This window comes from Desulfuromonas versatilis (genome assembly GCF_019704135.1).
In the GTDB taxonomy this organism is placed as follows: domain Bacteria; phylum Desulfobacterota; class Desulfuromonadia; order Desulfuromonadales; family NIT-T3; genus Desulfuromonas_A; species Desulfuromonas_A versatilis.
Map to the genome: position 1 here is coordinate 333,770 of NZ_AP024355.1, position 14,691 is coordinate 348,460.

A 14,691-nucleotide genomic window follows, 5' to 3' on the forward strand; every position below is an offset into this window, starting at 1 on the left:
ACGATGATTGAAGAAAACAAGATTTCCCGCAGATCATTTCTCTCCCTGCTGGGTGCCTCCGCCATGACCATGACGCTCGCCGGGTGCCGTACCCACGGGGCCCTGGCCCATACTCCCTTCCGGGATGAGGATTTCCGGCGCCTGCCGGCGTTGGGATTGGCCACCTCCCTCACCGAGGAGTTTGACTATTCCCCCCGCGTCGAGGGGACTCTTCCCGCCGGGCTGCGCGGCACCCTGTATCGAAACGGCCCCGGCCTTTTCGAGCGTGAAGGCCTGCGCAAACGCTGCCTGCTGGACGGCGACGGCATGGTCCAGGCATTCCGCATCGGCGAGGGGCAGGTGCGCTACCGCAACCGGTTCGTGCGTACCCGAAAGTATAATGAAGAATCGGCCGCGGGCAAATTCCTCTACTCCACCTGGTCGACCCAGGCTCCTGGCGGGGTACTGGCCAACCTGGGCGGGGGGACCTTCCAGAACCAGGCCGGCATCACCGTGGTGGTGCGCGATGGCCGCCTGTACGCCTTCGACGAGTTCAACCCCCCTTACGAACTTGACCCGCTCACCCTGGACACCCGCGGTGAGAACTGGCTTGGGCTGGCCAGGGGAGCGACGGTTTTCTCCGCCCATTCCAAGCTCGACCCGCGCACCGGCGACTGGATTTTTTTCGGCCTCGAATTCGAGCGGGCGATCAAACTGCACCTGACGGTCCTGGGCGCCGACGGCGCGCTCAAAATGCACCGCGTCACCGAACTGCCCCGGTTTGCCTACATTCACGATTTTTTCATCACCGAACGCCACATCCTGCTCAACCTGCATCCGCTGGAAATGAAGGTCTGGGGATTTCTGCTCGGACGCCGCAGCATGATCGACTCCATGCGCTGGCGCCCCGAGTGGGGCAACCTGATCCTGGTTTTCGACCGGGCGGGCGACGCCGAGCCGGTTCAGCTGCGAACCGAGGCCAGTTGGATGTGGCACAGCCTCAACGCCTATGAGCTGGGCGATGAGATCGTCGCCGATTTTGTCGGCTACCGGGACCCCGATCATTTTCTCGGCGAGGATCCGGCCCTGTTCGCCATCATGGAGGGGCGCCAGGGGAGCTATGAGAACCCCGGAGAGCTGCGCCGCTACATCCTCTCCCCGCGCACCGGAAAGGTCAGGCAGGAGCTCCTCGCCTCGGGAGACTTCGAGTTCCCCTTCGTGAACCCTCGGCTGCTCGGCTCTCCCCACGACTATGGCTACCTGGCCTGCAGGCCCCAGGGCGAACCGTTCTTCACCGCGGTTTCCCGGGTCGATAGCCGCACGGGCAAGATCGATTCCTTCGACTTCGGCCCGGGGGTGTACTGCAGCGAGCCGGTCTTCGCCCCGAAACCGCCATCGGCCGGTGCCGGGTCGGACCGGGAGGAAGCCGGCTGGATTCTTACCCAGATCTACGACGGCCAGGCCCGAAAGAGCGCCCTGGCCATCCTGGACGCCCAGGCTCTTGGTGACGGACCCGTGGCCCGGGTTCTGCTCGGGCATCACGTCCCCCTCGGTTTTCATGGGTTCTGGCAGCAGGCTACGCCAGCCCAGGGAGGAATGCCTTCATGACCTTCTTCACCCGACTGAAAAACCAACTCATCGCCAGGCTCATCACCCGCTATCCCCAGCTGGCCAAACGCTTTGTCGACGCCTACAAGCCCTGGGAGAGCGAGGGGGAGATCCCCTGGGTCCGGCCCAAGGCGCCCCTGGCCCAGTGCAAGGTGGCCATGGTCACCACCAGCGGGGTGCATCACCGCGGCCAGCCGCCCTTCGACATGCAGGATAGCGATGGGGATCCGAGCTTTCGGGAGATCGACGGCGAGAGCATCGGCGGCGACTTTCTGATCACCCACGACTACTACGACCACGCGGATGCGGAGAAGGACCTCAACATCATCTTCCCCCTGGAGCGGCTGCGGGAGATGGTCGGTGAAGGGCTCATCGGCAAGCTGGCCAAGAAGCACTACTCTTTCATGGGGCATATCGACGGGCGCCACATCCCGGCGCTGATCACCCGCAGCGCCCCCGAGATCGCCCGGCGGCTCAAGGCCGAGGGGGTCGACGTGGTCCTGTTGACCCCGGCCTGAGGGATCTGCAATCAGTCCGTGGGACTGATCCAGAGAGAGATCGAAAAAGCCGGCATCGCCACCGTGGGGGTTTCCATCGTGCGCGACTACAGCGAAAAGGTGCGCCCGCCGCGCACGGTCTTCGTCCGCTGGCCCTTCGGCCACCCCCTGGGCGAGCCGGGCAACGCCCCCCAGCAGCGGGCGGTGATCTGCGAGGCCTTCAAGGCCCTCTACGCCCTCGAGGAACCAGGGCAGATCGTCGACCTGCCCTTTGCCTGGCGGCGTTTCGACTATGCGAAATACCAGGAGCCGGAAAGCTTTCCCCCCACATGATGTAAAGACTGTTTCTCACGCGAAGCCGCGAAGAACGTGAAATGAAACACCAGGGGTTTTAATGCTCTTCGCGCCCTTCGCGGCTTCGCGTGCGGCTGAATTTTTTCAATCAGTAAGAATGCCTGGACTTACCAGGGCGGCGATCAACCGCAACAAGCAAAGGACCTCCCCCCCATGGCCCTTCCGGCAACCGTCTACCGCGCCGCCATCGAGCTTGCCAACGTCGATGCCAATCACTACGAAAAGCTGCAGTTCACCGTGGCCCGCCACCCTTCGGAAACCGCCGAACGCTTGGTGGCGCGGGTGCTGGCCTATGCCCTCTGGCACGAGGAAGGGCTGGCCTTCACCAAGGGGATCTGCGCCGGTGACGAGCCGGATTTGTGGAGCAAGGAGCCGGACGGCCGGGTGCGGCTCTGGATCGAGGTGGGGCTGCCCGATCCCGAGCGGCTGCGCAAGGCCAGCCGCCACGCCGGGCAGGTGGTGCTGCTCGCCTACGGTGCCGGCCGCCCACGCTGGGAGGCCGCGCACCTGGGACGGCTGGCGGGGGCAGCCAACATCCGGGTCTTTGCCTTGGAAGAGGTGTTTCTGAAGCAAGTCGTCGCTTGCCTGGAGCGTTCCATCGTTTGGTCCCTCACCGTCACCGAGGGTTCGCTCTTTCTGACCGCGGGGGAGACTTCCCTGGAGACGGCGTTGATCTGCCTGCAGGCCTGACAGGGGGGGTATGCAGACCGGGGTAGCCTTCGGGGACCACGGGTTGGTATACTTGGTTTCCCACCAGGTTGCCGGATGGGCAGCCCGAATCCGGGCAGGGAAGTTTTTTGCGGAAGGTGGCGATGGAAAGCCAGGTCGGAACAGCCAAAGAAGTGCCTCTTGGGTCGAGGCTGCTGAAAGGCGCCCTGCTGGTTGCGGGGTTGCTCTGCACCGCTCTTGGCGTGCTGGGGATCTTCCTGCCGCTGCTCCCCACTACCCCGCTGCTGCTGTTGGCGGCCGCCTGTTTCGCGCGCAGCTCCGAGCGGTTTCACCGCTGGTTGCTCGAGCATCGCCGCCTCGGCCCGATCATCGGCGGCTATCTCGACGGCTCGGGCATACCCCTCAAGGCCAAAATCTACGCCATCGTATTGATCTGGCTCACCCTCACCCCCTCGGCACTTCTCCTCATCCCCCTGGTCTGGGTCAGGGTCCTGCTTTTCGCCATCGCCCTGGGCGTCACCCTCTACCTGTTGCGGCTTCCCACCCGGGAATGACTGTGCCGGGGGGGGAATCATCCTTCGGGCTTGCGAGGACCTAAAGCGGACAGCGGGCCTCGCAGGGGATCTTCACCTGGCACAACCCGCAGGGGGTGGCGCCGGTGCCGAACTTCGAGCTCGTGTAGGGGGTGGTTACCTCGCGGATATAGCGGAAGCACTTGGCCTTGTCATGGCCGCTCTCGGAGATGGCCTCTGCAGGGCAGCGTTTGATGCAGGCCCCGCAGGTGCCCCGGGCATGCCACAGGCACCAGGCCTGGTGGTCGGTATAGGGGGGGACGGTGGCGGGCAGGTCGATGCGGGCGACCACCGAGCCGAAGCGCACCGCCTTGCCCAGGCGGGTGATCAACCCGTCGGAGAGGCCGAAGGTGCCGAGGCCGGCGACCCAGGCGGTATGCCGCTCGGACCAGTTGGAGGCGAGGCCGAAGCGCTTGGAGTGCCGGTAGTCGAATTCCGCGGCGCGTTCGGGGGCGATGGCCGGGAACCCGGCCTCGCTGAGCCGGGCGGCCAGGTGCAGGCGCAGCTCGCAGTTGAACATCTCGCCGAAATAGCGTGAGCGGGCCCAGCGTTCGGCGGGGTACCGATCCTCGCGGCGCTGGTCGAGGCGGGTTGCCTCGGTCTGCGGCAGGACATAGCTGACCACGCTCAGTTCCCCGGCGGTGATCTCCAGCCCCGGCCGACTCAGGCGGAAGATCTCCTCGGGGGTCCAGTAGAAGGGGCCGATGTCGGCTTTGAGCCGGGCGAACTGAGGATCATCCCCCCGGGCGAAGCCGACCAGCGGCTCTGCCCAGGCTTTTTCCCCGGTGCCGCTGTGCAGCGAGTTGCCTGCCGCCTGCTCCCAGAATTCCCGGATGATTTCCTCGACCCAGGCGGCGGAGCCCGTCGGGCCTGGTTTCTGCGCTTTTTCCATTTCCATCCCTTGTCAGGCACAATGAAACTGAAGTTTAGCAGATTTTCCGGGGAGCTGGGAGCGCTCGCGCAAGAATCGGGTTGCCCGCCAGACACGACTGCGGCAGGATGGGGGTAAAGGATTTCAGGAGGCTGCGGGAATATGACTGCCGATTATGCGCGGGTCGAAAGGGCCATCAAGTTCATCGAAACCAACTTTATCCGGCAGCCGCCGCTGGCCGAAATCGCCGCGAGCGTCGGGCTCAGTGAGTTCCATTTCCAGCGGCTGTTCCGCCGTTGGGCGGGGGTGAGCCCCAAGCGTTTTCTCCAGTATCTGACCGCCGGCTACGCCCGCGAACTGCTTCGTCAGTCCCGCAGCGTGCTCGACGTTGCCTTCGAAGCCGGCCTGACCGGCAGCGGCAGGCTCCACGATCTGACCGTCAATATCCACGCCGCCAGCCCCGGTGAACTCAAGGAGCGCGGTGCCGGGCTGATCATCCGCTACGGAACCCACCCCACCCCCTTCGGAAACTGCCTGCTGGCCGCCACCTCCCGAGGCATCTGCGCCTTGCGGTTTATTCCCTCCGGCGATGTCGGTGAGGTGCTCGGCACCCTGCAGGGCGAATGGGAAAACGCCTGCTTTGCCGAGGACTTCGAAGCGACCGGGGGGTTGGCGGAACGCATCTTTTCCACAACCGTTGGAGGGTCCGCCAAGCCGGGGCTGGCTCTGCATGTCAGGGGGACCAACTTTCAGGTCCGGGTCTGGGAGGCCCTGCTGCGGGTTCCACCGGGAGCGGCCCTCACCTATGGCGAACTGGCGCTGCGGGCCGGCGCCCCGGGCGCCGCTCGGGCGGTGGGGACGGCGGTCGGCCAGAATCCGGTTGCCTACCTGATCCCCTGCCACCGGGTAATCCGTAATTCAGGCGTCCTCGGCGAGTACCGCTGGGGCGCGGCCCGGAAAAAAGCCATGCTCGGCTGGGAGGCCGCGCATCGGACAGGCTGACCAAAGAGCCCTCCGGGTTTGCGCTGGCCCGTCCCGGCCACGGGCCTGTTTTCAACTTGGTGAAAAAATGTTACCAATGGGGCTCAATTGAAAATGCCGCTAAGTATTGGCAATCAACCACCTGACTGGCGACCAAGGGAAAACAGCATGACCTTTGCAAAGATCGGCCTTCAAGTCCCCACCATTCTCCTGCCCAGGCCGGGCACCGACATGAGCAAATGGGCGGTCATCGCCTGCGACCAGTACACCTCCGAGCCCGAATACTGGCAAAGGGTCAGCGCTGCCGTTGCGGGGCACCCCTCGACCCTCAACCTTATTTTCCCCGAGGTCTATCTCGAGCAAGCCGGCGGCGAGAGCCGCATTGCCGAGATCAACACCTCAATGAGGCGCTATCTCGATGCGGGGATCCTGCAGGAGGAGCCCAAGCCGGGGTTCATCCTGGTCGATAGACAGACATCTGCGGCTCCGTCGCGCAAGGGGCTGGTGGTCGCTCTTGATCTGGAGGAGTACGCTTACAGCGAAGGGGCAAGCACCCTGATTCGCGCCACCGAGGGGACGATCCTCGACCGGCTGCCCCCGCGCATCAAGGTGCGCCAGGGCGCCAGCATCGAACTGCCCCACATCATGGTGCTCATCGACGACCCGGAGCGTACCGTCATCGAGCCGCTCTTCGAAAGGGAGTTGGAAGAAGTTTACAACTTTGAGCTGATGGAGAACGGCGGCCGCGTTCGGGGCTGGCGGGTCAATGACGCTGTGAGCCTCGGCCAGGTGGCCGCAGCGCTCGGCCGGCTGGCCGAGCCGGCGCGCTTCGCGGAAAAATATCAGGTGCAGGGCAGGGCGCCGGTCCTCTATGCCATGGGGGACGGCAACCACTCCTTCGCCACCGCCAAGGCTATCTGGGAACGGCTGAAGGAGCAGGCCGCCGATCAGCAGGCGATCATGGATCACCCGGCCCGCTACGCCCTGGTGGAACTGGTCAACGTCCATGACCCGGGGCTTGAGTTCGAGGCGATCCACCGGGTGGTCTTCAACGCCGATCTCGCGGCCATGGAAGCGCAGGCCGCCGAATTCTACCAGGCGCAGGGGGCCAGCTTCCGCTGCGAGCGCTGCGCGGATCCCATGGCAGCCGCTGAGGCCGCCCGGCGCCTGGCGCAGCCGGGGCGGCACCTGATTCCTTTCACGGCCGCCGAGGCCTGCGGGCTCTTCGTCATCGACAACTCTCCGCTGCATCTGGTGGTCGCCACCCTGCAGGCCTTCCTCGACCGCTTCCTCGAGCACAATGCCGCCGCCCGCATCGACTATATTCACGGCGAGGGGCCAGTCACCGCCCTGGGGTCAAAGGAAGGCAACGTCGGGTTTTTCCTGCCCGCCATCTCCAAGCACGACCTGTTCAAGACCATCATTCTCGATGGCGCGCTGCCGCGCAAAACTTTCTCCATGGGGGATGCGGACGAGAAACGCTTCTACCTGGAGTGTCGGAAAATCGTCCGCTGAGACAGGCGCGGCCTGGTCCGCCGGGCCGCTATTTCCAAATCCCCTTCCCGCGGCCCGCTCTTTGCCGCCCCACCCGCATCTTTTAGCGGAGGGTTTGCCCGTGTCCCCATCCATCTCTGCCTGGTCTCCACCCAGCCCGTTCCCAACCTGGTCCCGGTGCTCAAGGAGCGAATGAGCATTCACGACTGCGCCATGGGGCTGGAGATCCATTCGACCAGCGGTACGCCCAACGAGTTGGACGTGGCTTTTCTCTGGAACAATCGCCTGCACCTGATCGAGTGCAAGACCTCCCTCACCTCTGCCCTCTTCCTGAGGGCGTGGGAGGATTAAAGGGATCAGGCCCAGCCGGTCACGGTCCTCAGGTTCGGATATCCGGCCGGCTGGAGTTCGCTCGGCATTCCGGCCGGTTGCCCGTTTTTCCAGGGGGCCGGGCCGTAGACGGTGTGGATCGCCCGGTTGACCCTGGCGGTCAGGCGCAGCGGGTTGATCGGCTTGGCGATGAAATCGAAGTACCCCGCCTGCAGCACGGCGGCTTCCTGCTCGGGGGTGGCCCGGGCGGTCATGGCGATGACCGGGATGCGCCGTGTGTCCTGATAGACCTGGAGCTCGCGAAAGGTCTGCGGCCCGTCCATGCGCGGCATGATCATGTCGAGAAGGATCAGCTGGGGGGAATGTTCGCGGGCCAGTTTCAGGGCCTCGAGCCCCGATTTGGCCTGGAGAACCGCATACCCTTCCTTTTCCAGGGTCACGCTGGTGACGGTGCGGAAAAACTCCTGGTCGTCCACCACCAGAACCGTCCATTCGTCCTGGTGTGGGAGGCCGCCGCCGCCGTCGTAGTGGGCCCGGATGGCTCCCTGGATTTCGCTGGGCGTGGTGACCAGGGTAACGATTTTCAATCCGGTGCGAAAGGTCAGGCTGTCGAGAGTCGCCAGGTCGAGTGGGTTGGTGATGGCGACGAAGAGGACATTGTGTTCCCGCTTGAGCGGGAAGACGAGATGCTCAAAGGCGGTTTCACGGTCGATGAGGGAGAGCACTTCACGGGTGCAGCTGCGGGCGGCCAGGTTTTTTACGGTTTTCAAACCGAACTGCCGGGCCAGGACGATGGCGATGGCCTTCTCGGTGATCTTGCCCGTCTCCTCGAGGATCTGCCCGATGCGCTTGCCGCAGGCCTTCTGCCTGACCAGGGCTGCCTGCAGGGTCGCGTCGGTGATGATGCCGGCCTCGATAAGGATTTCCCCGAACCGCTTGCGCTTGACCATATTGATACCTCCGGAGCTTGCTCATTTGTGGTGATGGATGTTCATTTGTCGCCGGGGAGCGGGTTGCCCCCTGCTGGAATCCTGGGGATATCAAGGTTCGGGCCAAAGTGGTCTGCTGGTAGCAAAAAAATCTCCTCCGAAAAGATTAAAACCACACAAGCCATCTGAAAAAAACGAGAAAATTTTTTTTGCAGGATTCCCGTTCGTCTGCCGGGACTGGGGCCTGACCTACCCCTTACCAGAGTCATGTCAGGGGCCCGACGCGATGCGTGTCGGAATCTGCCGCTGTCTGGGGCCCCTCAAGATCCTCCCGCCTCTGGCCGGGCCGACGGCGAAAAATACGAGATATCGGCAAATGCGGTAAAATGGCAGCAACAGACGGATAGCATCCCTCCTTTCAGCACGGAGGAAACCATGCAGAAAATCTTGCTCGGCATTTTGACCCTGGTGTTCCTGGTTATTCTCTCGCCGGTCTTCATGTTCTCCATGCTCGCTCCCCGGGCCTTTTCCACCATTCTTGCCTACTGGTCAATTTTCGTCGGCATCGCCGCCATGGTGCTGGGCGGCCTGTGCGCCTATATCCGGGCCGACCTGAGAGATTAGCGAGGCGGGACCGCGCCGGTTTAGCCTGGGCGGGGCCTCCGCTGTATCTCAGGACAGGCTGATCAACACCACCCCTAGCACCATCACCGCCACCCCGGCCAGCCGATTGGCGATACCCTTCTCGCCGAACAGCAGCCACCCCCAACCCACACTCATAAGCGTGCTGGTGCGCTTGATGGCGATCACGTAGGGAACCAGCGTCAGACTGATGGCCGTCATCTGGCAGATCAGGGTAAGGCCCCCGCAGGCGCCGATGGCCAGCAGGTTGCCCAGGTTGGCGCGCACCCGCGCCCGATCCCGGCGCAGGCGCGGCGCCGCCAGGGGCAAAAGCAGCAGGGTGATGGTCAGATTGACGGCGATGGCCCAAAACAGGGGAGAGGAGTGTTGCAGGCCGATCTTGTCGACGTTGGCGGTAACACTCCAGGTTGCCGCCACCAGCAGCATCAGGCGCGGGCCTGGTTCGGCGAGCAGCGCCCGAAACGGGGCGAGCAGGCCCAGGCCGCGTTGTTTTACATTGAGCAGATAGGCGCCGAGCACGATCAACAGTACGCCGAGCACTCCGAGCGGCCCCGGGCGCTCCCCGAGGATCAGCGGCGAGGTCAGCAGTAGAAGCATAGGCGTGAAGGTGACCATGGGGACGGTCAGGGAGAGATCGGAGAGGCGGATCGCCCTGAGGTAGAGGACGCTGGTGACGGCGTTGAGCCCGCCGCTCACCGCCAGGGCCCACCAGAAGGGGCGATCGAGGGAGGGTATTTCGATCACCAGCAGCAGCGGCAGCAGGAACGGCAGAGCGAAAAAGCGCCAGGCCCAGGCGACGACGAACTCGTCGCTGTTGCGCAGGCCACGCTTGCCGAAGACGTCCTTGGCCGACTCGAAGAAGGCGGTGAACAGCGAGAGGGCGATCCAGGTCATGGGAAGTCCCTTGGCAGGTTGATCCAAGTGTAGCCAATTTAGGGTGGGTTGGCCACGGCAGGAAGTATGGCTGAAAGGGCAAAACCCAGGGGACGCGGCCCCTGACGCCGCCCACCCCTTTGCTTGCCCAAAGGGGTGGACCCCAAAGGGCACCCCCGTTGAGTTCGCCTGCTGACGCAGGGCCCCTCCGCTACGCAGATGTTTCAGGGCCCGGGCAAACACCCAGGTTTGCCCCTACAAAAAAAGCCCCCGGAACTTGCGTCCCGGGGGCGGTGCCGCTGTCAGGCGGCGGGGGGGGGCTGTTTGCGGCCGAATCAGGCGCTTTCGGCTTCGGCCTCCAGGGCCAGGGCGCCCTTGCGGAACTTGGCGAGGAAGGCGCCGAGGCTCAGCAACGCGGCGGCGATGCCGATGATGGTCGAGACCTGCAGGGAGAGCCCGAAGCCGATCTTGTCGACGAAGATGTAGGTGGTGGCCACGGCGGTCATGAAGGTGGCCGGCAGCGAGGCGATCCAGTGCAGCTTGGCTTCCTTGGCCAGGTAGGCGGCGGCGGCCCAGAGCACGATGGTGGCCAGGGTCTGGTTGGCCCAGCCGAAGTAGCGCCAGATCACGCCGAAGTCGCCGCGGGAGATCAGGAAGCCGACCACGAACAGGGGCACGGCCAGCAGCAGGCGCTTGGTGGCGACCTTCTGCGGCAGGTTGATGAAGTCGGCGATGATCAGCCGGGCGCTGCGGAAGGCGGTGTCGCCCGAGGAGATGGGCAGGATGACCACGCCGATGATGGCCAGCAGGCCGCCGACGGGGCCGAGCAGGGTGGTGGAGATTTCGTTGACCACGTAAGCCGGGCCGCCCTGGCCGAGGGCCGCGTTGAGCCCGGTGGAGCCGCTATAGAAGGCCATGCCGAGGGTGGCCCAGATCAGGGCGATGATCCCTTCGCCGATCATCGAGCCGTAGAACAGGGGCCGGCCGAGTTTCTCGTTGGTTACGCAGCGGGCCATGAGCGGCGATTGGGTGGCGTGGAAGCCGCTGATCGCGCCGCAGGCGATGGTGATGAACATCAGCGGCCACAGGGGCAGCTCCTTCGGGTGCAGGTTGGCCAGGGTCAGTTCGGGGTAGAAGTTGTAGCCCTTGTAGATCAGCGCCGCGGTCAGGCCGACGGCCATGAAGATCAGCACGGCGCCGAACAGCGGGTAGATGCGGCCGATGATCTTGTCGATGGGCAGGATGGTGGCCAGGAAGTAGTAGCCGAAGATGATCGCCACCCAGGCCGGAACGGCGAGACCGGTCATGCTGCCGAGCAGCTTGGCCGGGCCGAGCACGAAGACCACGCCGACCAGCAGCAGCAGCACGATGGAGAACAGGCGCATGAACTGCTTGAAACCGAAGCCCAGCTCCTTGCCGACCACGTCGGGGATGCTGCGCCCTTCGTGACGCATCGAGAGCATGCCCGAGAAGTAGTCGTGGACCGCGCCGCCGAAAATGCAGCCGATGACGATCCAGATCAGCGCCGAGGGGCCGTACAGGGCGCCGAGGATCGGGCCGAAGATGGGGCCCAGGCCGGCGATGTTGAGCAGCTGGACCAGGAAAATCTTTTTCGGCGACATCTCGACGTAGTCGACGCCGTCGTTGAGGGTGACGGCCGGGGTGGGGCGGTTGGGATCGGGGCCGAAAATGTTGTCGACCAGCTTGCCGTAGACGAAGTAGCCGGCGATCAGCAGGGCGACACAGGCGAAGAAGTAGAGCATTGGACACCTCCTAGGCTTTGGTTTAGCTTCAGTCTAGAGGAGGAGGGGTCCGCAAGGGAATTTGATATGGCCGAACGGCGGTATTGCCGGGCGAACGGTCGTTAATCCTCGGCGAACGGTTCAGATGCCGAGGGCCTTTTTGAATTCGCGCAGGTTGCGCCGGCTCACCGGGATGGTCTGCCCGCCGTGGGTGCGGATCTCGGCACCGCCCCCCTCCTGCAGGCTGACCTGGTCGATGGCGTCGATGTTGACCAGGGCCTGGCGGTGGCAGCGCAGCAGCGCGGTGCGCTCCTCGAGGGCCTTGAGGGTCAGGTCGGTGAAAAACGCCTCGCCCGCCACCACCACGTGCACCCCCGAAGGGTCCGAGTAGGCGTATTCTACCACTTCGGCCGGGATCAGCTTGATGTTGCCCCCCTTGATGCAGGGGATGCGGGTCAGCGGCGCGGTGTCGTAGTCGCGGGTCGTGTCCGAAATGAGGTGCTCGAGGAGCTTTTCCACCGTCTTGGCGAGCCGCTCGGGGTGCACCGGCTTGAGCAGGTAATCGAGGGTCTTTTCCTCGAAGGCGCGGATCGCGTACTCGTCGTAGGCGGTGACGAAGACCACGTGGGGCATGATCTCGCGGTCGATCATGCTGAGCATCTCGAAGCCGTCGATGACCGGCATCTGGATGTCGAGGAAAACCACATCGGGGCGCTGGCTGTTGATGGCCTTGACCGCCTCGACGGCGTTGGCGCACTGGCCGACCAGTTCGAACTGGCCGGTTTTTTCGAGCAGCTTGGCCAGTTCCTTGCGGGCGTGCAGCTCATCGTCCACGATCAGGGCGCGGATCATGGGGCATCTCCGGCGGCGGGGATGATTATCTGCACCCGGGTGCTCCGGTCCTGTTCACAGGCGACGGCGACCCCGTATTGCTGCCCGTAGAGGTTCTTGATCCGCTTGTCGACGATGTTCATCCCCAATCCTCCGTTCTTGATCTCCTGGCAATAGGTGCCGGCGTTGTCCTCGACGCAGATGACGATCCTGTCGTTCTCCCTGTGGGCGGCCACCTTGATCACCCCCACGCCGAATATGGCCGAAACCCCGTGCTTGACGGCGTTCTCGATGATCGGCTGCAGGGTGAAGGTGGGCAGCCGGACCTGCAGCAGCGCCGGGTCGATCTCGTTTTCAAACACCAGGCGCTCCTCGAAGCGGGCCTTCTCGATGGTCAGGTACGAATTGACGTGATCCATCTCCTCCTCCAGGGTGGCCAGGTCGCCGGAGCGCTTGAGATTCTTGCGGAAAAAGTTGGACAGGTGCAGCAGCAGGTCGCGGGCCCGCTCGGCGTCCTCGGCGATGATGGCGATGATGGTGTTCAGGGCGTTGAACAGAAAGTGGGGGTTGACCTGGGCCTGGATCAGTTTGAGCTCCGAGGTGACCAGCAGGTTCTTCTGCTCCTCGTAGCGGTAGCGCAGCAGCTGATCGGAAAGCAGGTTGGCGATCCCCTCGCCGAGGGTCCGGTTGATATTGAGAAACAGCTTGTTTTTTCGCTCGTAGAGCTTGATGGTGCCGATCACCTCGTTGTCGATACGGATCGGCACCACCAGCGAGGAGCCCAGCGGACAGCCGCGCGCCAGGGAGCAGGTGAAGGGCTGGTGGATGCCGTCGGCGAAGATCACCCGGTTCTCCTGGATCGCCTGGGCGGTCAGGGAACTGCCGACCGGGCTGCCGGGCAGGTGGTGGTCGGCACCGTGTCCGGTGAAAGCGAGGATCTTTTCCCGGTCGGTGATGGCCACCGCGCCGACCCCTGTTTCCTGGTGAATGACCTGGGCGATCTCGGTGGCGGTCTCGCGGTTGAAGCCCCGGCCCATGATTTCCAGGGTCTTTTCCGCGACCTGGAAGGCGCGGGAGGAGAAGATGGCGCCGAACTTGTCGTACATCTGCTTCTGGTCGCGCATGATGCTGATGAACAGGGCCGCCCCCACCGAATTGGCAAGGATCATCGGCGCGGCGATGACCTCGACCAGGGCCAGGGCCTCGCTGAAGGGGCGGGCCAGGGCCAGAATGATGAGCATCTGCGCCGCTTCGGCGACAAAGGTGGCGGCAAAGGCCACCTTCGGGTTGAAGATGTCCCGGTCGCTCCCCTGGCGGGTCAGGTAGAGGAAGAACATCCCGCCGATGAACCCCTCGAGGGTGGTGGAGACCCCGCAGGAGAAGGCCGTGAACCCCCCCAGAGTGTAGCGGTGCAGCCCACCGGTGAGGCCAACCGCGGTCCCCAGCAGCGGGCCGCCGATCAGGCCCGCCAGCACCGCCCCGATGGCCCGGGTGTTGGCGATGGCGTCCTGCACCGGCATGCCGAAGTAGGTCCCCATGATGGAGAAGGCGGAGAAGACGAAATAGAGGATCAGTTTGTGGCGCGGTTGCAGCGACTCGCTGGTCAGTGGTCGGAAGGCAGGGCTCTTGGTGAACAGATAGGCGATGACCAGAAAGACGCTCATCTGCTGGAGCAGGGTGAGGATCAGTTTCATGCGGCTTCTCCCGGGGCCCGTAGCGGTGACGGTATAGAGTTTTCCTGCCATTTTAGCATGTTGCCGCAGAGGTGGGGGAGATTATAAGGGGTTTTGCCCCCCCCCCAGGACAGCCGGATGAGTGGGGGCTGGCCAGAAGAGGTGTATCGGATATAATTTAATCGACGCCAGCGGTAAAACACCAGAGAGGATGAACGATCATGGGGACGGCGATCCGCGGGAGCAAAACCGACCAGGCCCTGGCAAGGCTGGCAGGCCTCTATCAACGGGACCCTGCCGCTTTCGAGGTGGCGGCACGGGAGCTGATCCGCGCCACTATTGAGGAGTTTCCCCCCGAGCACCGCGAACGGGCCTACGGCATCCAGTTCCAGCTCGACGCGCGCCTTAGCCGCTATCGCGATCCGCTGGTTCGCATGAACGTGATGGTGGAGATCTTCTGGGAGCAGTTTGCAGAGTTCCGGCGGGTGCTCAACGATCCACTGGGCGTCATCGCCGAGCGCGAAAAGTCCAGGCGGTCGGCGCAGGTTCTGCCCATGAGGCGCGGGGGGGGGCTGTCCTGATTCTGCGCACCGATTCATCAAGGCCAGTGCCGCGGCGGCCGGGCGCTCGGGAGCCTCGACATGGC

16 protein-coding genes are annotated in these 14,691 nt (G+C 64.1%); 10 read left to right on the forward strand and 6 right to left on the reverse strand.

What is annotated here, in order from left to right:
* The first annotated feature begins 3 nt into the window (after positions 1 to 3).
* The 5 genes from DESUT3_RS01460 to DESUT3_RS01480 all read left to right on the forward strand — a co-directional run bounded on the left by DESUT3_RS01460 (position 4) and on the right by DESUT3_RS01480 (position 3,661).
* Positions 4 to 1,587: a carotenoid oxygenase family protein gene (locus DESUT3_RS01460; protein ID WP_221250700.1), complete on the forward strand. Its 1,584-nt coding sequence runs from the start codon at positions 4 to 6 to the stop codon at positions 1,585 to 1,587.
* Positions 1,584 to 2,105, forward strand: coding sequence for a glycine/sarcosine/betaine reductase selenoprotein B family protein (locus DESUT3_RS01465; RefSeq protein ID WP_221250701.1), 522 nt, complete (start codon positions 1,584 to 1,586; stop codon positions 2,103 to 2,105). The genes DESUT3_RS01460 and DESUT3_RS01465 overlap by 4 nt, the downstream gene beginning before the upstream one ends.
* Before the next feature lie 18 nt (positions 2,106 to 2,123).
* The gene (locus tag DESUT3_RS01470; protein ID WP_221250702.1) at positions 2,124 to 2,417 is read left to right on the forward strand and encodes a hypothetical protein; all 294 of its coding nucleotides are present in this window, start codon (positions 2,124 to 2,126) and stop codon (positions 2,415 to 2,417) included.
* Between the two features lie 174 nt (positions 2,418 to 2,591).
* On the forward strand, positions 2,592 to 3,128 hold the full coding sequence (locus tag DESUT3_RS01475; protein ID WP_221250703.1) for a YaeQ family protein: 537 nt from the start codon (positions 2,592 to 2,594) through the stop codon (positions 3,126 to 3,128).
* Positions 3,129 to 3,250: 122 nt separating this feature from the next.
* Positions 3,251 to 3,661 carry a YbaN family protein gene (locus DESUT3_RS01480; protein ID WP_221250704.1) on the forward strand — a complete coding sequence of 137 codons (411 nt, stop codon included), beginning with the start codon at positions 3,251 to 3,253 and terminating at the stop codon, positions 3,659 to 3,661.
* A 40-nt stretch (positions 3,662 to 3,701) separates the two neighbouring features.
* Here DESUT3_RS01480 and DESUT3_RS01485 read toward each other — a convergent pair whose 3' ends face one another.
* On the reverse strand, positions 3,702 to 4,571 hold the full coding sequence (locus DESUT3_RS01485; protein ID WP_221250705.1) for a 4Fe-4S ferredoxin: 870 nt from the start codon (positions 4,569 to 4,571) through the stop codon (positions 3,702 to 3,704).
* A gap of 141 nt (positions 4,572 to 4,712) precedes the next feature.
* Between DESUT3_RS01485 and DESUT3_RS01490 the strand changes: the two genes are divergently transcribed.
* The 3 genes from DESUT3_RS01490 (at position 4,713) to DESUT3_RS01500 (ending at position 7,376) form a co-directional block, all read left to right on the forward strand.
* The gene (locus DESUT3_RS01490; RefSeq protein ID WP_221250706.1) at positions 4,713 to 5,552 is read left to right on the forward strand and encodes a methylated-DNA--[protein]-cysteine S-methyltransferase; all 840 of its coding nucleotides are present in this window, start codon (positions 4,713 to 4,715) and stop codon (positions 5,550 to 5,552) included.
* 147 nt (positions 5,553 to 5,699) lie between these two features.
* Complete coding sequence (locus tag DESUT3_RS01495) at positions 5,700 to 7,046, forward strand: DUF1015 domain-containing protein (RefSeq protein WP_221250707.1); 1,347 nt, start codon at positions 5,700 to 5,702, stop codon at positions 7,044 to 7,046.
* 171 nt (positions 7,047 to 7,217) lie between these two features.
* Positions 7,218 to 7,376 carry a Card1-like endonuclease domain-containing protein gene (locus tag DESUT3_RS01500; RefSeq protein WP_221250708.1) on the forward strand — a complete coding sequence of 53 codons (159 nt, stop codon included), beginning with the start codon at positions 7,218 to 7,220 and terminating at the stop codon, positions 7,374 to 7,376.
* A 5-nt stretch (positions 7,377 to 7,381) separates the two neighbouring features.
* Here the strand turns inward: DESUT3_RS01500 and DESUT3_RS01505 are convergent, their stop codons facing one another.
* Entirely contained in the window at positions 7,382 to 8,305 is a 924-nt protein-coding gene (locus tag DESUT3_RS01505; protein WP_221250709.1) for a response regulator, read from the reverse strand.
* 414 nt (positions 8,306 to 8,719) lie between these two features.
* On the opposite strand from DESUT3_RS01505, the gene DESUT3_RS01510 reads away from it, so the two are divergent.
* The gene (locus DESUT3_RS01510) at positions 8,720 to 8,908 is read left to right on the forward strand and encodes a hypothetical protein (protein ID WP_221250710.1); all 189 of its coding nucleotides are present in this window, start codon (positions 8,720 to 8,722) and stop codon (positions 8,906 to 8,908) included.
* Positions 8,909 to 8,956: 48 nt separating this feature from the next.
* Here the strand turns inward: DESUT3_RS01510 and DESUT3_RS01515 are convergent, their stop codons facing one another.
* The 4 genes from DESUT3_RS01515 to DESUT3_RS01530 all read right to left on the reverse strand — a co-directional run bounded on the left by DESUT3_RS01515 (position 8,957) and on the right by DESUT3_RS01530 (position 14,066).
* Entirely contained in the window at positions 8,957 to 9,820 is an 864-nt protein-coding gene (locus tag DESUT3_RS01515; protein WP_221250711.1) for an EamA family transporter, read from the reverse strand.
* 314 nt (positions 9,821 to 10,134) lie between these two features.
* Positions 10,135 to 11,562 carry a carbon starvation CstA family protein gene (locus DESUT3_RS01520; RefSeq protein ID WP_221250712.1) on the reverse strand — a complete coding sequence of 476 codons (1,428 nt, stop codon included), beginning with the start codon at positions 11,560 to 11,562 and terminating at the stop codon, positions 10,135 to 10,137.
* A gap of 120 nt (positions 11,563 to 11,682) precedes the next feature.
* The gene (gene btsR, locus DESUT3_RS01525) at positions 11,683 to 12,393 is read right to left on the reverse strand and encodes a two-component system response regulator BtsR (protein WP_221250713.1); all 711 of its coding nucleotides are present in this window, start codon (positions 12,391 to 12,393) and stop codon (positions 11,683 to 11,685) included.
* Positions 12,390 to 14,066 (reverse strand): sensor histidine kinase, encoded by a 1,677-nt coding sequence (locus tag DESUT3_RS01530; protein ID WP_221250714.1) that lies wholly within the window; start codon positions 14,064 to 14,066, stop codon positions 12,390 to 12,392. Before DESUT3_RS01530 ends, btsR begins: the two co-directional genes overlap by 4 nt.
* Before the next feature lie 200 nt (positions 14,067 to 14,266).
* On the opposite strand from DESUT3_RS01530, the gene DESUT3_RS01535 reads away from it, so the two are divergent.
* The gene (locus DESUT3_RS01535; protein WP_221250715.1) at positions 14,267 to 14,626 is read left to right on the forward strand and encodes a DUF3135 domain-containing protein; all 360 of its coding nucleotides are present in this window, start codon (positions 14,267 to 14,269) and stop codon (positions 14,624 to 14,626) included.
* The last annotated feature ends 65 nt before the right edge of the window (positions 14,627 to 14,691 follow it).